Here is a 20,186-nt window from a genome sequence, read left to right as displayed (position 1 = left end):
GGCCGGGGGCAGGCGTGTGCTGCGGCAGCGATCAGATCGGCTCCAGGGTCGATCGCGTCCGTTCGGACACGACGTTGCCGGTGTTGACCGTGCCGGCCGGCTCGAACAGCACGACCTCACATTCCGTGTGCGCAACGGGACGATGTTCCACGCGCCGCGGCACGAGGATCATCTCACCGGCCGCGATCGTGACGGTCCGGTCGCGGAACTGCATGTCGAAGGTGCCGCGATGCACGAGGACGAGCTCGTCCTCGTGCTCGTGCGAGTGCCAGTCGAACTCGCCAAGGATCTTCACCAGCCGCACCTGCTGCCCATTGAGTTCCGCCGCGACACGCGGATACCAGTGCTGGTCGATCTTTGCGAAACCGGCGTCGAGTGAGATGAGTTCGCTCATGCGTCTGGTGACGTGTGATGAAGGTGGGAGCCCCGGTGCACGACCGACCGGGAACGATCGCCGTCCGGCGGCACCGGCACAATCACGCCGGCGGGTCGGGCACGAGCGGCCGCGGGGCTGGCAGGGTAATTTACCCGGACACCGCGCACGAAGACCCACGACACGGACCGGGACGAGATGACTGCCTCACGAGGATATGCGGCGCTGCAGGCCAAAGCGCCGCTGACGCCATTCACGTTCGAGCGCCGTGTGCCCGGCCCGACCGACATCCGCATCGAGATCGCCTATTGCGGCGTGTGCCACAGCGACCTGCACCAGGTGCGCGACGAATGGGGCGGCGCGCTGTTCCCGATGGTGCCCGGCCACGAGATCGTGGGCACCGTGACGGCCGTCGGCGCCGCGGTGTCGAAGTTCAAGGTCGGTGATCGTGCCGGCGTGGGCTGCCTGGTGGATTCGTGCGGCACCTGCCCGAGCTGCCAGGAGCACGAGGAGCAGTACTGCACCGCCGGCGCCACCTTCACGTACAACAGCAAGGACACGCAGGGCGCCCTCACCTTCGGCGGCTACGCCAACGACATCGTGGTGGACGAGGCCTTCGCGCTCACGATCCCCGCCGGCCTGGACCTCGCCGCGGTGGCGCCGCTGCTCTGTGCCGGCATCACGACCTACTCCCCGCTCCGCCACTGGAAGGTGGGCGCGGGCATGACGGTCGGCGTCGTCGGGCTGGGGGGACTGGGGCACATGGGGCTCAAGTTCGCGAAGGCCTTCGGTGCGCACGTGGTGCAGTTCACCACCTCGCTGTCGAAGGTGGAGGATGCCCGGCGCCTCGGGGCCGACGAGGTGGTGGTGAGCACCGATCGCGAGCAGATGAAGGCGCAGGCGGGACGCTTCGACTTCATCCTCGACACCGTCTCGGCGCCCCACGACATCAACCAGTTCCTGGGCCTGCTGACGCGCAACGGCACCATGACGCTGGTGGGCGTGCCCGACGCACCGCCGACGGTGCACCCCTTCGTGCTGATCGGCGGGCGCCGCTCACTGGCCGGCTCGCTGATCGGCGGCCTGAAGGAGACCCAGGAGATGCTCGACTTCTGCGGCGAGCATGGCATCACGTCGGACATCGAGCTGATCCCGATCCAGTCGATCGAGACGGCCTATGCGCGGATGCTGAAGGGTGACGTGAAGTACCGGTTCGTCATCGACCTCGCGACGCTCGGCGCGTGAGCGTCCCGACGGCGCCGGTCGCCGGGCGCCCCTGATGCCCATGTCGCTGCTGGTGACGGGGCTCGTGTTCATCCTGGCGGGGGCGCTGCACTTCGTGATGCCGCGCTTCTACCTCGCGATGATGCCTGCGTACCTGCCGAGCCCGCTGGCTCTCGTGTATGTCAGCGGGGTATTCGAGATGCTCGGCGGGGCGGGCCTGCTGGTGCCGGCCGCGCGGACGGCGGCGGCGATCGGACTCATCGCCCTGCTGGTGGCGGTGCTCCCGGCGAACATCGAGATGTTGCGGGCGGCGCACGAGCGGGGCGCCGGCACTCCCTTCCTGGCCGTGCTCTGGCTGCGGTTGCCCATGCAGCCGCTCCTGATGTGGTGGGTGTGGCGCGTGAGCCGGTCCGGCCGCGATCTTGTGGCGTAGGGCCCGCCGCGCCCGCGGGCTGGTGTGTCCCCTTCCGATGATCCGGTCATGATCGCAGCCGTCCTGTTCGCCTCCCTCGTTGCCTGCCAGCCCGTGGCGCGCCCCACGCTGCCTGCGCTGCGTCAGGTGCCGCAGGTGGACAGCACCCTCCCGGCGCTCTTCGCCCGTGGACAGACCTTCGCCGAGTTCGTGGATCGCGCGACGGCGCGCCGCGACGGGTGGGTGCGGCTCCAGGCGGAGGCGACGGTGCGGCCGGAGTTGCTGGCGCGGGCACGCGCCGTCGGCGGCAGCTGGCAGCTGCTGGTGGTGGCGGTGGATGCGTGCGGCGACTCGATGAACTCGGTGCCGTATGCGGCGCGACTGGCCGACTCGGTGCCGGGGCTCTCGATGCGGATCGTGCTGCCATCAGCCGGCGGGCGCGCGGTGCAGCAGGCACACCGTTCGCTGGACGGCCGCGCGGCGACACCGACGCTCGTCCTGCTCGATGCCACCGGCGCCGAGGCCGGCTGCATCGTCGAGCTGCCCGCCCCGTTGCGCCACTGGACCGACAAGGCGCGGTCCTCCGTCAGCGGTGATTCGCTGCACGGCTACCGGTCGGCGTTCTACGCCAAAGACAAAGGCGTGAGCATCACGACCGAGCTGGTGGAACTGCTGGAAGCGGCCAAGGCGGGCACGCCGCGCTGTGAACGACAGGTGACACGCTGACGTGCGCCGCCCCTGCCCTCTCCCAACCGGATCCGCCCGATGAACCCAACCGATGCAGCCACCATCATCGCGATCGCCGCACAGGCGGCCGTGGTGGATGGCACCCGCGACGCCACCGAGCTGGCGCAGATCAGCGCCGCCGCGACGCGGATGGGCATGCCCGATGCCGACGTCGTGGTGGCACGGGCCGCCAGCGACCCGGCCGACGTGCGTGCGCTCGCGGCGTCCCTGAGCAGCGATGCGGCGCGTCGTGCCGCGTACGAGATCGCGGTGGCCGTCTGCAACGCCGACGGCGTCGCCGGCGCGAAGGAGATCGCGTTCCTGCAGGAGCTGTCCTCCGTGCTTGGCACCGGCATGGACACCGGCGAGATGTCGGCCGTGGCCTCGGTGGCCACGCTGAGTGGTGCCGTGCTGCCGCCGCCGGTGCCCGGCACTGCGGCCGGCCCGGTGCCGGCGCCCGGTGAGCTGGACGCGATGATCCTCGACCAGGCGATCCTGACCGCCGCGCTCGAGGTGCTGCCGGACCGGCTGTCGAACATGGCGATCCTGCCGCTGCAGCTGCGCATGGTCTACACGATCGGGCAGCGGTATGGGCAGCAGCTCGATGCCGCGCAGGTGAAGGACCTGGCGGCGACGTTCGGCCTGGGCGCGACCGCGCAGTTCATGGAGAGCATCGTGCGGAAGACACTCGGGCGCCTGGCCGGCGGGCTGCTTGGCTCGATGGTCGGCGGCGTGGGTGGCGTGGCGGCGGGGGCGACGGTGAGCTTCGCGGCCACCTACGCCCTCGGGCACGCGGCCGCGCAGTATTACGCGCAGGGGCGCTCGCTCTCGACCGCCGACATGAAGACGCTGTTCACGCGGTTCCAGCAGGAAGCCCAGACCCTGTTTCCCAAGGTGCAGGAGCGCGTCGAGACGGTGGCACGCGGCACCAACCTGCAGTCGGTCCTCGGCACGCTGCGCGGCCGCTGAGCCCTGACGTTCGCGGTGCGGCGGCGTCTGCCGCGCACCGCGGCGTCGCGGCGTCGCGATGTCCGCGACGCTCTCCCCCCCGCCCCACGACATGTTCAAGTTCCTGCGCGTCCCCGAGCGACTGTTCTCGATCGCGATGTGGGCCGTCTCCCTGGTGTTCGCGAGTTTCCTGACCGGGCTCGGTGGCAAGATCGTCGGCGAGCTGCCGGGGGTGGACCAGTCCCTCTCGCTCGACCAGTTCGTCTCTCCCGCGCTGCTGCAGCCGATCCGCGTGCGTCGCAACGGGCTGCAGGAGGAGGCGCGCTCGGTGAACGACCGCCGCAACACGGCGCAGCTGGTGTTCGACTCCACCGCCAGCAGCTACGACACGCGCAAGGCGGCATACGACACCTGGATCTCCACCCGCACCGCAACGAGCGACCCGCGGCAGGACCCCGAGGTGCTGACGCGGACGGCGGAGCTGGAGTCGCTGGGCACGCGCCAGCGCGAGGCGAAGCGGACCCTCGAGTCGCTCGATGCGCGGCGCCTGCAGGTCGACCAGGCGGTGGACTCGCTGGCCATGGCGGAGGAGCGCCTGCTGGATGCGGCACGCCCGCAGTATGCCGCGGCGCAGTTCCGGCAGGAGATGCGCGTGTTCGGCATTCGCCTGGCGCTCACGCTGCCGCTGCTGCTGATCGGCATCTGGCTGCTGGCGCGGAAGCGGAAGAGCCAGTACTGGCCGCTGGCGCGCGGCTTCGTGCTCTTCGCACTGATCGCGTTCTTCGTGGAGCTGGTGCCGTACCTGCCGAGCTACGGCGGCTACGTGCGCTACGTGGTGGGGATCGTGCTCACGCTGGTGGCGGGCCACTACGTGATCCGTGCGATGCAGCGTTACCTGGCGAAGCGCCAGGTGGTGGAGCAGCAGACGGAGACCGAGCGCCGGCAGTCGCTGGGCTACGAGGAGGCGCTGAAGAAGATGGGCGCGAACATGTGCCCCGGGTGCGAGCGCGCGATCGCCGGCGGCCCGAACGCGACGACGAACTTCTGCGTGCACTGCGGCATGAAGCTCTTCGACACGTGCGGCAGCTGTGACACGCGCAAGAACGCGTTCTTCCAGTACTGCCCGTCGTGTGGTGTCAACGCCGTGCCGCCTGTCGCGCCGGCATCGTCAGCCGCACCGGGAACTGCCTGACGCCAAGGCGCAAAGGGCGCGAAGGACGCAAGAAAGGGCTGGCCCTGCGCATCATGCGACGCTCGGCCTGCACGACTGCCGACGAAATCGAGGGGAACGGCAACAGCCACCGCAGTTCCCCTCCATTCCCCTGCTTCCCGTACGGAGCGACGCCCGCGGTGGTGTGGTGCTCCTTTGCGTCCCTTGCGCGCTTTGCGCCATTGCGTCACGCCGTTGGCGTTCGACGCACAGAGGGCCTAGGACGCCGAGCCGTTGTCGTGCTCGCGGAGGCGATCGGGGGCGGTGCGCTGCTCGGCCATGCGGCGCTCGAGGTCCTCGCGGGCGGTGCGGGCGGCCTCGCGGCCGGCGTCGACGGCGCGAGACACCTGCACCTTCTTCAGGTCGATGGACGACTTGGCCGAGTCGATGCGTGACTCGAGGTCGGCCTTGGCCTGTGCCAGCGCGTCGGTGACCTTCTCGCCAGCGCGCTTCGTGGCCTCGCCGGCCTTGCGTGCGCCGCGACGGATGGACTGGCGGGTTTCGACGCCGGACTGCGGCGCGAAGATCAGGGCCAGCCCGGCACCGATGGCGGCGCCGAGGATGAAGGCGGACAGCCCGGAGCTTTCGTTGCCCTCGACGATGATGACCTGCTCGTCATCGTCCCAGTTGCGGCGAGACATGTGCTGGATGCGTTGGAGTTCTGGCGCGGCGCCGGGCCTCAGCGCCCGGGCGCCGCCTTGCCCTCATCGGAACGTACGAGGCGCACCGCGGCGCGGTCACTCCCCTCCTCCCCCTCATCCGGGCCGTCTCCTGACGGAACGGGCAGGGCCAGCAGGGCCAGCAGCTCCTCGCGAAGTTGCGACTCCTTCATGCCCAGCATCGCGGCCGCCTTGGGCACGTCGCCGCCGAGCTGGGCGAAGGTGCGGAGGGCCAGCTGCCGGCGCGCATCGGCCATCGACGAGCCCACCGACAGGGTGACCGGTCCCATGCTCTCGATGCTGCCCCGCAGGTGGCGCGGCAGCAGGTCGCTGGCGCTGACCTCGCTGGTGCGCGAGAGGATCACCGCCCGCTCGATGGCGTTCTTCAGCTCGCGGACGTTGCCCGGCCACGGGTACATGGCCATCCACTCGCGGGCGCCGTCGGCGAAGCCGGTCAGGCGCTTGCCGTTCTGCTTCGCGAAGCGGGACAGGAACGCCTCGGCGAGGATCAGGATGTCGGTGCCGCGCTCGCGCAGCGGCGGGAGCACGAACTCCACCACCGCGAGCCGGTAGTAGAGGTCCTCGCGCAGCTCGTTCTCCGCGATCGCCTTCTGGATGTCCTTGTTGGTCGCCGCCACGATGCGGATGTCGACCGGGATCTCCTTCTTGCCGCCGAGGCGGCGGATCGAGCGTGTCTCGAGGGCGCGCAGCAGCTTGACCTGGATGTCGGTCGGCATCTCGGCCAGCTCGTCGAGGAAGAGCGTGCCGCCAGATGCGTTCTCGAACGCACCGGTCTTCTCGTTGACGGAGCCGGTGAAGGCGCCCTTCTCGTGGCCGAACAGCTCGTTCTCGAGGATCTCCTTCGGCAGCGCGGCGCAGTTGAGCGCGTAGAACGGACCCTTGGCGCGGTCGCTCTTCTGGTGCACCGCGCGGGCGACCAGCTCCTTGCCCGTGCCGCTCTCACCCAGCACCAGCACGCTGGCGTTCGTCGGGGCCACGGCCTCGATCAGGCCGTACACCTCGCGCATCGGCTCCGACTGGCCGATCAGCTCGCCGAAGCTCGTGAGCCCCTCCAGCCGCGAGGCCAGCTCGCGGTTCTTGCGGCGGGTGGCCTCCTTCTCGATCGCCTTCGGGATGAGGGCCTTGAGGCGCGTGAGCTTCTGCTTGGTGAGCGGCTTCTCGATGTAGTCGTAGGCGCCGAACCGCATCGCCTCGACGGCGGTGTCGACCGAGGCCTCGCCGGTGATGATGATGCACTCCACCAGCAGCTCGCGGGTCCGGATCGCCTCGAGCAGCGCCATGCCGTCCAGGCCCGGCATCTTGAGGTCGGTGAGCACGAGGGCGATGTCGTCCTGCTCCAGCCGCTCGAGCGCGGCAGTGCCGTCACTCACGACGACGACGTCGTAGCCGTCGGCGCTCAGCACGGCCTCGAGCGGGGTGGTGACGGCAGGCTCGTCGTCGGCGATCAGGATCGTGGCGTTGGGCATGGCGGTGCTCATGTGTCAGGCGATCGGCGGGAAGCGGAGACGGAGGCCGTCGCCGGTGGCATCGAGGTGTCCGCCAAGCTTCCGGAACTGCACAACCCATTCCAGCGACTCGTCGGGCACCAACGCACGGCCGGCGGTGAGCTCGACGATGCCACCCGACGCATCGGCGAGGATGCGGAAGGCGGGAGCCGCGGGCGAGCCGAGGGCGAGGATGAGGACCTCGAGGATGGCGGTGCGCGTGAGGAGCGGATCGACGCCGACGCTGGCGGCCGTGACCTGCTCGACCGTGACGGGGCGCAGCGGCACCAGCGCCGCCGCCTCGCGAACGATCACGGTGAGGTCGCTGGAGGTGCGCCCGCGCGCGAAGGCGATCAGCGCGTTGGTCATGTCGGCCAGGCGCTCGATGTGCTCGCCGGCGACGCCCGCATGGCCATGGATCGCCCGCAGGTCGCCGGCGGGGACGCTGGAGCGCGCGGCGATGGCCTCCACCTGCATCGCGACCACGCCGAGGGAGTTGCGGAGGTCGTGCGCGAGGGCCGCGATCGCACGGGAGAGGGCCGCGTCGAGCAGCGGGCGCAGCCCCCGAGACGACGCGGCGGCCGCATCCTCCGGGGAGGGTGCGGCCGCCGCGGGCGCCGGAACGGCTGGCTCAGTCACTCAGGTCCGCGTCATCCGGCGCCGCCACGACGCCGGGCGCACCGAAGACCTTGTGCAGGCGCGGTGCCTTCACGAACGCCTTCACCGGGGCCTTGGTGCCGTTGATCTTCAGCTGCGTGAACAGGAAGGTGAACTTGGCATCGTACGCCGCGGCGAGCGTCGCCTTCACGTCGGCCGGCAGCGCCCACATCTGCCGCTTGAACGGCCCGATCGCCTTCTTGCGGGTCTTGTAGAAGAACTGCTCGTCGGTGTCGGTCGCCTTCCGCTCGTCCTTCGCGTTCACCAGCAGCCAGTCGTAGATCTCCTTGCGGAGCGCGTCGGGCAGGTGGTCGAACATCATGTTCTGGAAGTTCGTGGCGAGGTGGATCTCCGCCGTCTCCGCCGCCGGGAACAGGTTGAACTTGTTGTCGGGCAGCGTGCTGGCGCCGTGCTGCACCGCGCCTGACATGCCGTAGCTGTCGCGGGCGATCTCGCCGAGCTTCTGCAGCGTGTCGATGTCGAGCGCGACGTCGGCGATGCTGCCGTCGGGCAGCACCGTGCCGCCGTGGCTGGTGCCGCTCTGCACGCTGATCTTGGACAGGCCGGCCATGCCCGGCGCCTGCTCGGCCAGCGTCCGCGTGAAGCCCGACATGAAGGCGTGGAGCTCCTCGGGCGTGGAGTTCTCGGTGCCCACCTCGCCGATCTCGCCACCGAGCGAGATCGTCACGCCCTGCGGCTCGCTGGCGCGCACGAAGCGGCAGATGTCCACCGCGGTGACGTAGTTCGGCTGCTGCTGCTCGTCGAGCGTCGGCCTGGAGAGGTCCACCAGCGTGGAGGTATCGACGTCGATGTTGTAGAAGCCGGCGGCGACGGCCTCGGTCACGAGCTGCTTCACCGAGTTGACCTCGAGCACCGGGTCGACCGCGAACTTCTTGTGGTTGACCTGGAAGTGGTCGCCCTGCACGAACAGCGGGCCGCGGTACCCTTCACGCAGCGCCGCGGCAAGGATCACCGCCACGTACTCCGTGGGGCGCTGGTCGGTGTAGGCGATCTCGGAGCGCGCGATCTCGAGGATGAAGGCGCCGGCATCGAGCGCGATCGCGGTGCGGAAGATCGAGCGCATCGTGTCGTACGACGCGGCGCGGATGTTCATCGCGGGGACGGTGTACCCGCCGGTCTTCCCCGCCCCGCGCGCCGTGTACAGGTCGTGGATCGAGGCGGGACGCGTGCCCACGTGCTGCCCGACTTCCCAGAGCAGCCAGCGCGCGTACTCCTTCTCCTCGTCGGTGCCGAAGACGGCGGCAGTGACCACCGCGTCCATGCGGTCGGTCGCCAGCAGCTCGGGATGCGTGACGGTCACGGTCGACCCGGACACGGTGACGCAGTCAGCGAGCAGGGCCGACGAGATGGCGGGAGCGGACATCAAGACCTCAGTGGGGAGAAAAGTTGGGACAGCGAGCCCGGGCACAGCACCTTCACTGGGAGCCCCGAAAGCTCCCTATGGCCGGCACGGGACACAAGTGACACGGGAACGGCTGGTCGTCAGACGCTGCACGACGGGTCGGGCTGGGCCAGCTGGTTGAAGCGGTCACGGTCGGCCTCGAATCCGGGGCGGCCGAAGATGCCGTACGTGAACTGCTTGCCCAGCTCCACCCCGGGCTGGTCGTAGGCGTCGATGCCGTAGAGCGCCCCGGCGAAGGCGGTCGCGAACTCGAACAGCATGATCAGCTCACCCAGGTGCGCGGCATCCACGCGCGGGATCTGGAGCACGCCGTTCGGCCGCCCGCTGCTGGCCAGTGCCCCGGCCGTCGCGCGACGCTCGGCGTCGAGGAGCGCCCCGATGGTGTTCCCGCCGAGGTAGGCCAGCTCGGGGAAGTCGGCGTGGAGCGCGGGGATCGTGATGTCGCGATCGAGCGCGCCGACGCTGATGAACGTCACCGTCTTGTCGTGCGGCCCTTCCATGAAGTTCTGCACCTGCGCGTGCTGGTCGGTGGCCCCGAGGGCCGGCAGCGGCGTGGGCCCGACGTTGCCACCACCCGGCAGCACCTTGCCGAGGCTCTCGGCCCAGAGCTGCACGAACCAGTTGGCGACGTCGCGCAGGGCATCCGCGTACGGCATCAGCACGTGGATGCTGCGGCCACCGGTGCGATCGTGCGCATGCTGCAGCACGGCGAACACGCCGGCCGGGTTCTTCGCCAGCTCGGGGTGCTCGCAGCGCACGCGCATGGCGGCAGCACCGGCGCAGAGCGCGTCGATGTCGATGCCGATGAACGCGGCCGGGGCCAGCCCGACCGCCGAGAGCACGCTGAACCGGCCGCCGACGCTGGACGGGATGTCGTAGGTGATGATGCCGTCGCTCTTCGCGATCGCACGCAGCACGCCCTTCGCCGGGTCGGTGATGAAGCGCAGGACTTTCGCCGGCCACTCCGGGCCGAGGGCCTGCAGCTTCTCGCGCACCACGAGGTACTGCGACATCGTCTCGGCGGTGCCGCCGGACTTGGAGATCACCAGCACGCGCGTGCGCGTCAGGTCCACGCGGTCGAACAGCGCGCCCATGGTGACGGGATCGACGTTGTCCATCACGTGCAGCCGCGGCCAGCCGCCGCGGCCGGCCCGGTCGAGCTCATTCCAGCGCGGCGGGCAGAGCGCGCTCCGCAACATGTTCGGGCCGAGGGCCGATCCGCCGATGCCGAAAAGCACGACGTCGTCGATCTCGTCGCGCGAGGCGAGGGCATCGGCCTCGAGCGCGACACGCAGCGCCGCGTCCTCGGGCAGCACCGGGAAGCCGAGGGTGCCGGCCGACCGCCGCGCATTCACGTCGGCGACGGCAGCAGTGAAGGCCGCCTGTGACGCGGACAGCGTGTCGGCCGGGAGGGCGCCCGGGCAGGCCGGCGCCAGCATGTTGGTGAAGTCGAACTGCGTTGCCACGGACAGGTCTCCGGAAACGGAACGGCGCGCTACTCGACGCGCACGGTGAGGCCATCGAATGCCGGCGCGATGCCGGCGGGGAGCTCGGCCTCGAGGTCGGCGTGGAAGTTCTCGTGCGTCAGGTGGGTGAGGTACGTGCGCTCGGCGCCGACCTCGCGCGACACCTGGATCGCCTCGGGAATGCTGAGGTGCGTGGGGTGCGCGGTGCGCAGCAGCGCGTTCAGCACCAGCACCTTCACACCGCGCAGGATGCCGATCCCCTGCGCCGGCAGCGACTTGGCGTCGGTGACGTAGCCGAGCGGCCCGATGCGGAACGCGGTGACGTCGAAGCGGCCGTGCGGCACGGTGAACGGATGCACCTGCATGTCGCCGATGGTGAGCGGGATGCCGGGCTCGATGATGCACGTCTGCCCTTCCGGCTTGGCCGTGCCGGGCATCGGCCGCATCGTCTCGTCGAACACGTAGCGGAACTTCTCGTGCAGGCTCCGCATGGTGGCGGCCGAGCCGTACAGCGGCAGCGGGCCATCGCGGCGCACGGAGAATGCGCGGATGTCGTCCAGCCCGTGGGTGTGGTCGGCGTGGTCGTGCGTGAAGAGCACGGCGTCCACCCGGTCGATGCCGTTGGCGATGAGCTGGATCCGCAACTCGGGCGGGGTGTCGAGCAGGAGGCGGGTGCCCCCCGCCGACTCGACCACGGCCCCGACCCGCGTGCGCTTGTCGCGCGGATCGGGGGAACGACAGACGGCACAGTGGCAACCAACCTGCGGCACGCCGAAACTCGTTCCGGTGCCGAGGAAGGTCAGTCTCACACCGTCTCCACGCGCATGAAGTTGGTGGTGCCGGGCGTGTCGAACGGCACGCCGGCGGTGACCACGATGTGGTCGCCCGGGTCGGCGAGGTTGAGGCGGCGGACCGCCGAGATACCCTCGACGATGAGCGCATCGTAGTTGTCGTGGCGCGGCACGAGTTCCGGCTGCACGCCCCAGACGAGGGCGAGCTGGCGATACGTCTTCTCGAGGTCCGTGCAGGCAACGACCGTGACCGCCGGCCGCATGCTGGAGACGACGCGTGCCGTGGAGCCGCTCTTGGTGAAGCAGACGATGGCGGGTGCCTGCAGCATCTTCACCGCCGCCGCGACGGCGGAAGCGATGGCCTCGGCCACCTCGTGCTTGTGCTCCGGCAGGCGGCGCTGCTCCTTCTTCGCCACCTCGAGCTTGGCACGCTGCTCGATCTCGACGATGATGCGCTGCATCGCCTCGACGGCGAGGCGCGGGTAGGCGCCGGCGGCCGTCTCGGCCGAGAGCATCACGGCGTCGGTGCCATCGAGGATCGCGTTCGCGACATCGGAGGCCTCGGCGCGGGTGGGGCGCGGGTGCGTGATCATCGACTCGAGCATCTGCGTGGCCGTGATCACCGGGCGGCCCATGCGGTTGCAGAGGGCGATGATCTGCTTCTGGGCAACGGGGACACGCTCGAACGGCAACTCGACACCGAGGTCACCGCGGGCGACCATGATGGCGTCGGCGGCCTCGACGATCGTCTCGATGTTGTTGAGCGCAACGTCCTTCTCGACCTTGGCGACGATCATCATGTCGCTCGGCACCAGGCCGCGGAGCTGCCAGAGATCCTCGGCGCGCCGCACGAAGCTGAGCGCGATGTAGTCCAGGTCCTGCTCGACCGCGAATGCGACGTCGGCGCGGTCCTTCTCGGTGATGGACGGGGCCGAGACGGCGATGCCGGGGAGGTTGATGCCCTTGTTGCTCTTCAGCTCCCCGCCGAAAACGACCTCGCAGCGGACGCGCTTGCCGAGGACCTGGATGACGCGCAGCTCGAGGAGGCCGTCGTTGATCAGGATGCGGCTGCCCGGGCCGACGTCGTGCGAGAGCTGGGTGTAGGTGACCGGGATGTCACCGGCCTCCTCTTCCCCTTCGTGCGCGAGGACGACTTCGCGCCCGGGGACGAGCTGCATCGGCTGGGAGAGCATGCCGATGCGGATGCGGGGGCCCTGCAGGTCGCCGAGGATGGCGACGGGGCGGCGCATCTCGTGGGCCAGGTCGCGGACGAGCGCGATCGTCTGGGCGTGCTGCTCGTGCGTGCCGTGGGAGAAGTTGATGCGGGCCACGTTCAGGCCGGCTTCGATCAGGGCGCCGATGCTCTCGCGGGTGGCGGAGGCGGGGCCGAGCGTACAGACGATCTTCGTCTTCGGGGCAGTGACGGACACGGGATCGGCGTCGAGATGGGAACGGCGCCGCGAGGGGACCCGGAGCCGCCGGCACAGCCGGCGCGCCCACGCGCCGGTGTCCGAGCCGTCAACATAGCGAGACTAACCGGTCAATGCGGGCTCGTCTGGGTTGTTTCGGGCAGGTTCGGGCGCAATCCGGCACCGAGCCGGGCTGCCGGCGTGGCCAGCAGTGCCGGGATGGCAGCGATGGCGGTGACGAGCTGCGTCGGCTTGAGCTTCATGCTGCTGGCGAGCGCAACCATGAAATCGGGCAGGTGGCTGCCGGCGAGGGCGCTCCAGCCGAAGAGGATGAGCCAGGCGGTGAGACCGGCAGCGCCGACGATGAGGCTGATGCCCTTCCGGCGCGCCCCTACGAGACCGAGCACCAGCCCGACCACGGGGAGCGCCCACCAGCCGATGACGAACTCGGCCGCGATGAAGAGGATGACTGCGATGGCGTAGAACATGTGTCGTTGGTGGGAACGGAAGGGCGATGCGTCAGCGACGGCGAGTCTGCCGCCGCGGCGCCACCGCGCCGGTCAGGGCTTGAGCTGCAACGTGGACATCACCCGCGCCTTCGGGAACGCACCCTCGCTCTCCGGCACCACCAGCGAGTCGAGCTGCCCGGTGCGCCACTTCTCCAGCCGGTCGTCGTACCGCGCGCTGGCCGGGTTGCCGCTCTGGCCGCCCGGATAGATCGACCAGGCGGTGCGCCGGTCCTTCGTCAGCTCGACGACCATCCGCCAGCTCGCGCCGTGGCTGCCGTTCGCGCCACTCGCGGGGGCCACGGTGCCGTAGCCGGAGGTGACGGGGAGGTGGTCACGCGAGAAGCCGGGGAGGTTCAGCAGGTGGTGCACGTTGATCCCGCCGGTGCGACTCCAGTCCCAGCGCGGGCTCACCGGTCCGAGCGTGACGCTGAGGGAATCGAAGGCATCGCCGAGTGACTGCGCGAGCAGCATGTCACGCGTCTCGACGCTGCCAGCGGTGCGATGGTCGTCCCACCACGCATTGGTCGAGTCGCGCATCAGCTCGAGGAACACCACCGTGGCCGGCGTCGCCACGGGCGCCCTGCCCTTCTCGGCAATCAACTCGTCCCAGGTGTTGCGCACCGCGCGCCGCATCGCCGCCTCGAACAGCACCGGCACCTTCGAGTCGAGCACGTAGCGGTAGTCCCAGTCGCGGAGCATCGCCGCCGCTGCGCCGAGTTTCGCGTTGCCGCTTCGCTCGGCCGCGCGCACGAAGTACGGGGCGAGCAGGCGCGCCCGCACGTTCAGCGGGTCCATGTGCATCTGCTCGATGCGCTTCGGCGTGACCTTGTCATCCGCGCGCAGCAGCTCGTTGATGCGCAGCGCCCGCCACGGGTCGGGCCAGTTGCCACCGATGTAACGCGACACGGCCGCGGGGTCGAACGGCTGCTGGTTGGCGCTCACGATGAAGCCCTGCGCCGGGTTCGTGACCTGCGGCATGCTGTCCACCGGGAGCATCCCGGTCCAGTCGGTGGCGCGGGTGCGGCCATCGCGGATGTAGGCACCCTCGCCACCATTCGGGCGCATCGGGTATTCCCCGTAGGCGCGCAGCGCGATGGTGCCGGCGCGGTCGGCCACGAGCATGTTCTGCGTGGGCGACTTGTACGGCAGCATCCCCGCCTGCCACTCGGCCACCGTCCGCGCGCGGGAGGCCGCGGTGAAGCCGTCGAGCTCATTCGACGGGTCGTGCGCCGTCCAGCGGAAGCTCAGGAAGCGCCCGTTCTCACGCGTCATCGGGCCGCGGTGCGAGTAGTACACCGTGTCGGTGGCGACCACGGCCCCGCCGGCGGTGCGGAACTGCTCGATGCGCGGCGTGAGCTTCTGCCACGCGCCGTCGAGGCGGTATTGCGTGGGGTGCGTCGCGTTGTCGACCTCCTCGAGGAACCAGTCCGCGACATCGCCACCGGTGTTCGTGAACGTCCAAGCGACGTCCCGGTTGAAGCCGATCACGATGGTGGGCGAGCCGGGGAAGGTCACGCCATAGACGTCCAGCGAGTCCCGCACGACCATGTGCGCCTCGTACCAGATCGACGGGAGCGAGAGGTCGAGGTGCGGGTCACCCGAGAGCAGCGCACCGCCGCTGGCCGTGCGCGTCGGCGCGATTGCCCAGTTGTTGCTGCCAAGCGCGTCGCCGGTCTGCTCGCTTCCGGGCATCGCGAGTGCGGTGTGCTCGAGCATGCTGGCGGCCTTCGCGGGCACGAGCATCGACGTGTCCGGCGCACCCGGCGCGGGAATCACCGACCAGGCCTCGCGTGGGGCGGTGCGTCCGGGCACCGGCTGGATCGGCTCCTGGATGGGCATGTTGCGCGGAAAGAGCACATCCGCCGCCGCACGCCCGACGAGGGCCGCGGCGCGCGTGCGGCGCAGGTCCTCGGGATCGTAGGCCAGCGTCATGGCCATGCGCATGAGCAGGTACACCGAGTACTTCGGCTCCCACGTCGCCATCGGGGCCGCGCCGAGCAGCTTGTACTCCACCGGCGTGCTCGCCGGCGTCATCGTCGCACGCCACGCATTCACGCCCTCGGCGAACGCCTCCATCGCGCGTCGTCCCTCGCTCTTCGCATCGAGCGCCGCCCATTTCCGCTCCGCGGCCCACCCCAGCCCGATCCCGCGTGCCTCGCGGTCGAGCGGGAGGGCGCGTGCACCGGCCAGCTCGGTCAGCGTGCCCGAGGCGGCACGATAGGTGAGCTCCATCTGGAAGAAACGATCGCGCGCCACAGCGTAGCCGAGCGCCCGGTAGGCGTCGGTGCTGCTGGCGGCGTAGATGTGCGGCACGCCACGCGTATCGAAGAGCACCGTGGTGCCGGCACCGAGGCCGGCGATGTGCGCCTCCTCGGTGGCCGGCAGGTCGGCGTAGCGCGCGCTGGCCGCCGCACCCTGCACCGGATCGAGGAGTGGCCCGAGCGGCGGGATGCCGGCGGAGGGGATGCCGCGGGCGGTGGCGAACAACACGGCACCGAGGGTGGCGGCGCTGGCGATGGTTCCGACGAGTCCTTTCTGCATTCCGGTCGATGGGCTGAAAGCGCCGGAGGCTGCCTGCAGGTCGCGGGCAGCCTCACTGGGGCGTTGGCACGGCAGGCACAGGGGTCAGACGGTGGCCACCGGGGTGCGGCCGAGCGCGCGCAGCTTCGTCTCGAGGCCGGCGAGCAGGGTGTCGAACGACTTCTGGAAGCTGGCGAGTCCCTCGGCCAGCAGCTTGTCGGTGACGGCCTGCATGCTGATGCCCTCACTGGCCAGCGCCTGCAGCAACTCACGTGCCTCGTCCACGCCGGCATCGACGGTGCGGGCAGTGATGCCATGATCCTGAAACGCGGTGATCGTGGCGGGCGGCATCGTGTTGACCGTGTCGGGGCCGATGAGCTGCTCGACGTACATCACGTCGCGGTAGGCGGGGTTCTTGGCACTGGTGCTGGCCCACAGCGGGCGCTGCACGCGTGCGACGTGGGCGCGGAGCGCCTCCCAGCGTGCGCCGGAGAACTTCTGCTGGAAGAGCGCGTAGGCGAGCTTCGCGTTCGCGACCGCGGCCTTGCCCTTGAGCGCGCCGAGGCGGGAGCGTGCCGCGTCGTCGGCGCCGGCGATGAGCGCATCGAGGCGGGCGTCGATCTCGCTGTCCACGCGGCTGATGAAGAAGCTGGCCACGCTGGCCACGCGGCGCAGGTCACCGCCGGCCTTCACGCGGTCCTCGAGGCCGGCCAGGTAGGCCTCGATCACGCGGGCGTAGGCATCCACGGCGAAAAGCAGCGTGACGTTCACGTTCAGGCCATCGGCGATCAGGCGACGGAGCGCCTTCGAGCCTTCCTCGGTGCCCGGCACCTTGATCATCACGTTGGGACGGTTCACCAGCTTCCAGAGCCGGTGCGCCTCCTCGACCGTGGCATCGGCGTCATGCGCCACGTTCGGCGAGACCTCGATGGACACGTATCCGTCGGTGCCGCCGGACTGCTCGTAGACGGCGCGGAACTGGTCGCAGGCGGTGCGCACGTCATCGCTCTCGACGAGCTCGAAGAGCTGCCAGGGGGTGAGCTGCTCCGGTGCGGCGGCGAGCTGCGCGTCGTAGGCGGTACCGGTGGCGAGCGCCTTCTCGAAGATGGTGGGGTTCGACGTCATGCCGGTGAGGGCATCGTCGGCGATCTGGCGGGTGAGGCCGCCTTCGGACAGGATGGTCCGGTCGATATAGTCGAGCCACACGCTCTGGCCGGCAGCGTGGAGCTTGTGCAGTCGTGAATTCGACATGGCTGTGGGTGCGGCGGAGAATGCGAAGACCTGTGCCAACGGCGCGGAAGATAGCGTCGCGGCACAGGTCCGGGGCACTCGCGCCGGCACGGTCAGGCCGGCTCGGCAGACAGCGGAGTGTCAGGTCCCGCCACGTGGGGCGGGACCGCGGTCAGCCGGTCAGGGAACGGCGGTCACCGGCACCGAGAACTCGGTCCGGCCCCACGTCAGGCGAAGCACGCCCGCTGCCGGACCAGCGGTGGCCGGCGTCGGCTCGAGCACGATCGTGAAGGCATCACGGGCGTCGGCGAGGGTCTTCGCCGTCATCGGCGCGCGGCCGAGGTCCATGTCCGGCTTGTACTCGGTGCCCCACTGGCCAGTCTGCTTGTTCACGATGAGCTGCATGCCGGCCGCCGGCGTCCACAGCGTGAACAGCGTGTACGACCCCTTCGGCACAGTGAGGGTGCCGATGCGGAGCGTCACGTCGGTGGTGAGCGAGGTGGCGGAGTTGGCACCCGTGCGCCAGACCTCGCCGTTCGGGATCAGTCCGCCCTCGACGGCACGGCCGCGCGCAAACGGCTGGCCGTAGTCGATCGTGACCTTCAGCGGCGCCGCACCGCGGACGCCGGTGGAGATGTCCATGACCGCACGACCGCGGGCCGACGGCGCGACGGACATCCGGCCGCCGGCCGGTGCCGCCATGGTCATGCCACCCTGGGCGAGCGCCGGAGCGGCAGTGGTGAGGAGAACGGCCGAAAGCGTGAGGAGACGACGCATGGAATCCGAACCTGTGTGAATGGGGTGAGCCGCACGGCGCGGGCAGGCGCTGGCGCAGCGACAAAGGTATGCCGGACGCGGCGCGGAAGTTCCCCCTGCCAATCGCCGGCGGGATCGACCACATTCGCCCTGTGACCCTTGCCTCCGCTGTGCTCGCCTCCCTGGTCGTCCTGCAGGGGTGCGCCACCCTGCTGCTGGTGCTCCGCCTGCTGCCGGGCCGGACCCGCCGGCCGCCGATCCCGCCGCTGACCGGCAACGCCCACGCCGGCCGCGTCACGGTGGTGGTCACCAGCCTGGACGAGGTGCACCGCATCGGCCCCTGCCTGGACGGCCTGCGCGCGCAGGGGCCCGCGATGCTGGAGGCGCTGATCGTCGACAGCCGCTCCACCGACGGGACCTGGGCGCTGATCCAGGCCGCCGCCGCGCAGGACCCGCGCATCGTGCCGATGCACGACGACCCGCTCCCGCCGGAGTGGGTGGGCAAGGTCTGGGCGCTGGAGCACGGCCTGCGGCACGCGAAGGGGGAGTGGGTGCTGGGTATCGATGCCGACACCACGCCGCAGCCGGGCCTGGTGGCGGCGGCCGTGGACGCCGCGGATGCGATGGGATACGACGCGGTCAGCTTCGCGCCGCGATTCAACCAGATGACGGTGGCGGAGCAGTGGTTGCAGCCGGCGATGCTGGTGACGCTGGTGTACCGCTTCGGCGCTGCCGGCGAGCGCGCGCCGGCGCCGGACCGCGTGATGGCCAACGGCCAGTGCTTCCTCGCGAAGCGGGCCACGCTGCTGGCCAACGGCGGGTACAGCAGCGCGCGGCGGAGCTGGTGCGACGACGTCACGCTGGCGCGGCACATGGCGCGCAACGGCGCCCGCGTGGGCTTCCTGGATGGCGCCCGCATCATCGGGGTGCGCGCCTACAACGGTATCGGGCAGATGTGGCGCGAATGGGGCCGCTCGATCGACCTGAAGGACGGCACCACGCCGCTGGTGCAGTTCGGCGATGTCTGCTTCGTGCTGCTGACGCAGTTCCTGCCGCTGCCGTCGGTGCTCCTCGGGCTCCTGGCGCACGTGCCGGAGTGGCGCGCCGGCGGTGTCGGCGCCGCATGGTTCTGGACCAACGTGGCATTGCTGACGATCCGCGTGCTGCTGACGTTCGGGCTGAAGGGCTCGTACGCCGAGCGGCACTGGACGTTCTGGCTGTCGTTCACAGCCGATCCGCTGGCGGCGATCCGCATCGTGCTGTCGTCGCTGAAGCGTCCGCGCCAGTGGCGCACGCGGCAATACGAGCAGGACACCGTGGTGCCGGCCTGATGCCGCCGCTGCAGTCGATCCTGGTCGTGGCCGCGGGCAGCGCGGTTGGTGGTGCGCTGCGCGCGATCCTCGTCTCGCTCACGGCCCGGCACGTGACCGCGGGGTTTCCGCTGGGCGTGCTGCTGGTGAACGTCGTGGGCTCGTTCGTGTTCGGCATCGCGATGCGCATGGGCCTGCAGGGCGCGATGAGCGACCAGACGCGGCTGCTGATCACCACCGGCCTGTGCGGGGGCTTCACGACCTTCTCGGCCTTCTCGATGGACATCGTCGAGGGGCTGGAGCAGGGGCGCACGACGATGGTCACGACGTACGCGACGCTGAGCATCGTGCTGGGGGTCGGGGCGATGCTGGCCGGCCTCGCGCTCGGCAGGACGCTGTCGAGGTAGCCGGGCGGGCGCGCTATGTTCCGGCATGCCTGACTCCATCAGCCGACGCGCCTTCGTGACGCGGGCCGCCCTGCTGGCCGGTGCCGCCTCCCTGCTCCCGTCCCACCTCGCGGCGCAGCCGCCAGCGACGCGGGTGACGGTCTACAAGGATCCCTCGTGCGGCTGCTGCACGGCGTGGAACCGCGCCATGCAGCGGGCCGGCTTCGCGGTCGACGTGCGTGACACGCCGAACCTGGCCGCCGTGAAGTCGTCACTCGGCGTGCCCGACGCGCTCGCGTCCTGCCACACCGGTGTGGTGGGGGGCTACCTGTTCGAAGGGCACGTGCCGCCGGACCTGGTGCGGAAGGTGCTCACCGAACGACCGGCGCTGGTGGGGCTGTTCGTGCCCGGCATGCCGTCCGGGTCGCCGGGCATGGAGGGGCCCGATCCCGTGCGCTACGACGTGATCGCCCTGGGGCGTGACCGTCGGACGTCGGTGTACGCGACGCGCATGGGCCGATCGCAGGCCTGAGCGGGGTCGCATCGCCGGAGCCGTCGGGCTCGATCGGTCGGACTCTGGATCGGTCGGACTCTGAGTCAGGCACCCGCCCGCGACTCTGAGTCATTCACCCGGCCCGGGGACAGAGTCGCGGGAGCGATCCACCCCCAAAC

General features: G+C 70.3%; 20 protein-coding genes. 8 read left to right on the top strand and 12 right to left on the bottom strand.

Features of this window, described 5'->3' with window-relative positions:
- Window positions 1–31: 31 nt before the first annotated feature.
- On the bottom strand, window positions 32–394 hold the full coding sequence (locus tag IT355_17510) for a cupin domain-containing protein (protein ID MCC7055075.1): 363 nt from the start codon (window positions 392–394) through the stop codon (window positions 32–34).
- Window positions 395–571: 177 nt separating this feature from the next.
- Between IT355_17510 and IT355_17505 the strand changes: the two genes are divergently transcribed.
- From IT355_17505 to IT355_17485, 5 genes are read left to right on the top strand one after another with little or no spacing between them, the layout of a single operon-like run.
- Entirely contained in the window at window positions 572–1,618 is a 1,047-nt protein-coding gene (locus IT355_17505; GenBank protein MCC7055074.1) for an NAD(P)-dependent alcohol dehydrogenase, read from the top strand.
- 34 nt (window positions 1,619–1,652) lie between these two features.
- Window positions 1,653–2,030, top strand: a complete 378-nt coding sequence (locus IT355_17500; protein ID MCC7055073.1) for a DoxX family protein — start codon at window positions 1,653–1,655, stop codon at window positions 2,028–2,030.
- A 48-nt stretch (window positions 2,031–2,078) separates the two neighbouring features.
- Window positions 2,079–2,735 (top strand): thioredoxin family protein, encoded by a 657-nt coding sequence (locus tag IT355_17495; GenBank protein MCC7055072.1) that lies wholly within the window; start codon window positions 2,079–2,081, stop codon window positions 2,733–2,735.
- A gap of 39 nt (window positions 2,736–2,774) precedes the next feature.
- Complete coding sequence (locus IT355_17490; GenBank protein ID MCC7055071.1) at window positions 2,775–3,704, top strand: hypothetical protein; 930 nt, start codon at window positions 2,775–2,777, stop codon at window positions 3,702–3,704.
- Window positions 3,705–3,762: 58 nt separating this feature from the next.
- Entirely contained in the window at window positions 3,763–4,875 is a 1,113-nt protein-coding gene (locus IT355_17485) for a zinc ribbon domain-containing protein (protein ID MCC7055070.1), read from the top strand.
- Window positions 4,876–5,111: 236 nt separating this feature from the next.
- Here IT355_17485 and IT355_17480 read toward each other — a convergent pair whose 3' ends face one another.
- The 11 genes from IT355_17480 to IT355_17430 form a co-directional block, all read right to left on the bottom strand.
- Window positions 5,112–5,534, bottom strand: coding sequence for a YtxH domain-containing protein (locus IT355_17480; GenBank protein ID MCC7055069.1), 423 nt, complete (start codon window positions 5,532–5,534; stop codon window positions 5,112–5,114).
- A gap of 38 nt (window positions 5,535–5,572) precedes the next feature.
- A complete protein-coding gene (locus IT355_17475; protein MCC7055068.1) occupies window positions 5,573–7,039 on the bottom strand; it encodes a sigma-54-dependent Fis family transcriptional regulator in 1,467 nt (488 codons plus the stop codon).
- Window positions 7,040–7,054: 15 nt separating this feature from the next.
- Window positions 7,055–7,696 (bottom strand): hypothetical protein, encoded by a 642-nt coding sequence (locus IT355_17470; protein MCC7055067.1) that lies wholly within the window; start codon window positions 7,694–7,696, stop codon window positions 7,055–7,057.
- On the bottom strand, window positions 7,689–9,098 hold the full coding sequence (locus IT355_17465) for a class II fructose-bisphosphate aldolase (GenBank protein ID MCC7055066.1): 1,410 nt from the start codon (window positions 9,096–9,098) through the stop codon (window positions 7,689–7,691). The genes IT355_17470 and IT355_17465 overlap by 8 nt, the downstream gene beginning before the upstream one ends.
- A gap of 119 nt (window positions 9,099–9,217) precedes the next feature.
- On the bottom strand, window positions 9,218–10,603 hold the full coding sequence (locus IT355_17460) for a glucose-6-phosphate isomerase (GenBank protein MCC7055065.1): 1,386 nt from the start codon (window positions 10,601–10,603) through the stop codon (window positions 9,218–9,220).
- 29 nt (window positions 10,604–10,632) lie between these two features.
- On the bottom strand, window positions 10,633–11,412 hold the full coding sequence (locus IT355_17455) for an MBL fold metallo-hydrolase (protein ID MCC7055064.1): 780 nt from the start codon (window positions 11,410–11,412) through the stop codon (window positions 10,633–10,635).
- Complete coding sequence (pyk, locus tag IT355_17450; protein MCC7055063.1) at window positions 11,409–12,824, bottom strand: pyruvate kinase; 1,416 nt, start codon at window positions 12,822–12,824, stop codon at window positions 11,409–11,411. Before pyk ends, IT355_17455 begins: the two co-directional genes overlap by 4 nt.
- A gap of 110 nt (window positions 12,825–12,934) precedes the next feature.
- On the bottom strand, window positions 12,935–13,291 hold the full coding sequence (locus tag IT355_17445; GenBank protein ID MCC7055062.1) for a hypothetical protein: 357 nt from the start codon (window positions 13,289–13,291) through the stop codon (window positions 12,935–12,937).
- A gap of 72 nt (window positions 13,292–13,363) precedes the next feature.
- Entirely contained in the window at window positions 13,364–15,853 is a 2,490-nt protein-coding gene (locus IT355_17440; GenBank protein MCC7055061.1) for a penicillin acylase family protein, read from the bottom strand.
- 84 nt (window positions 15,854–15,937) lie between these two features.
- Complete coding sequence (gene tal, locus IT355_17435) at window positions 15,938–17,083, bottom strand: transaldolase (protein ID MCC7055060.1); 1,146 nt, start codon at window positions 17,081–17,083, stop codon at window positions 15,938–15,940.
- A 159-nt stretch (window positions 17,084–17,242) separates the two neighbouring features.
- Window positions 17,243–17,839 carry a DUF2911 domain-containing protein gene (locus IT355_17430; protein ID MCC7055059.1) on the bottom strand — a complete coding sequence of 199 codons (597 nt, stop codon included), beginning with the start codon at window positions 17,837–17,839 and terminating at the stop codon, window positions 17,243–17,245.
- A gap of 131 nt (window positions 17,840–17,970) precedes the next feature.
- Between IT355_17430 and IT355_17425 the strand changes: the two genes are divergently transcribed.
- Genes IT355_17425 through IT355_17415 form a run of 3 tightly spaced genes read left to right on the top strand, consistent with a single transcriptional unit; the run spans window position 17,971 to window position 20,046 of the window.
- Entirely contained in the window at window positions 17,971–19,149 is a 1,179-nt protein-coding gene (locus tag IT355_17425; protein ID MCC7055058.1) for a glycosyltransferase, read from the top strand.
- The gene (locus tag IT355_17420; protein MCC7055057.1) at window positions 19,149–19,535 is read left to right on the top strand and encodes a CrcB family protein; all 387 of its coding nucleotides are present in this window, start codon (window positions 19,149–19,151) and stop codon (window positions 19,533–19,535) included. The genes IT355_17425 and IT355_17420 overlap by 1 nt, the downstream gene beginning before the upstream one ends.
- Before the next feature lie 25 nt (window positions 19,536–19,560).
- Window positions 19,561–20,046 (top strand): DUF411 domain-containing protein, encoded by a 486-nt coding sequence (locus tag IT355_17415; GenBank protein ID MCC7055056.1) that lies wholly within the window; start codon window positions 19,561–19,563, stop codon window positions 20,044–20,046.
- Window positions 20,047–20,186: the final 140 nt, after the last annotated feature.

It is taken from the genome of Gemmatimonadaceae bacterium, assembly GCA_020851035.1.
Lineage (GTDB): Bacteria > Gemmatimonadota > Gemmatimonadetes > Gemmatimonadales > Gemmatimonadaceae > JACMLX01.
The sequence above is the reverse complement of the archived record's forward strand: the minus strand, read 5'-3'. Positions and strand labels throughout refer to the sequence as shown.

Coding starts and splice junctions, on each gene's coding strand:
- IT355_17495 (MCC7055072.1), top strand. CDS start 2,079: ATGATCGCAGCCGTCCTGTTCGCCTCCCTCGTTGCCTGCCAGCCCGTG.
- tal (MCC7055060.1), bottom strand. CDS start 17,083: ATGTCGAATTCACGACTGCACAAGCTCCACGCTGCCGGCCAGAGCGTG.
- IT355_17465 (MCC7055066.1), bottom strand. CDS start 9,098: ATGTCCGCTCCCGCCATCTCGTCGGCCCTGCTCGCTGACTGCGTCACC.
- IT355_17485 (MCC7055070.1), top strand. CDS start 3,763: ATGTCCGCGACGCTCTCCCCCCCGCCCCACGACATGTTCAAGTTCCTG.
- IT355_17440 (MCC7055061.1), bottom strand. CDS start 15,853: ATGCAGAAAGGACTCGTCGGAACCATCGCCAGCGCCGCCACCCTCGGT.
- IT355_17420 (MCC7055057.1), top strand. CDS start 19,149: ATGCCGCCGCTGCAGTCGATCCTGGTCGTGGCCGCGGGCAGCGCGGTT.
- IT355_17505 (MCC7055074.1), top strand. CDS start 572: ATGACTGCCTCACGAGGATATGCGGCGCTGCAGGCCAAAGCGCCGCTG.
- IT355_17415 (MCC7055056.1), top strand. CDS start 19,561: ATGCCTGACTCCATCAGCCGACGCGCCTTCGTGACGCGGGCCGCCCTG.
- IT355_17510 (MCC7055075.1), bottom strand. CDS start 394: ATGAGCGAACTCATCTCACTCGACGCCGGTTTCGCAAAGATCGACCAG.
- IT355_17480 (MCC7055069.1), bottom strand. CDS start 5,534: ATGTCTCGCCGCAACTGGGACGATGACGAGCAGGTCATCATCGTCGAG.
- IT355_17445 (MCC7055062.1), bottom strand. CDS start 13,291: ATGTTCTACGCCATCGCAGTCATCCTCTTCATCGCGGCCGAGTTCGTC.
- IT355_17430 (MCC7055059.1), bottom strand. CDS start 17,839: ATGCGTCGTCTCCTCACGCTTTCGGCCGTTCTCCTCACCACTGCCGCT.
- IT355_17490 (MCC7055071.1), top strand. CDS start 2,775: ATGAACCCAACCGATGCAGCCACCATCATCGCGATCGCCGCACAGGCG.
- IT355_17475 (MCC7055068.1), bottom strand. CDS start 7,039: ATGCCCAACGCCACGATCCTGATCGCCGACGACGAGCCTGCCGTCACC.
- IT355_17500 (MCC7055073.1), top strand. CDS start 1,653: ATGCCCATGTCGCTGCTGGTGACGGGGCTCGTGTTCATCCTGGCGGGG.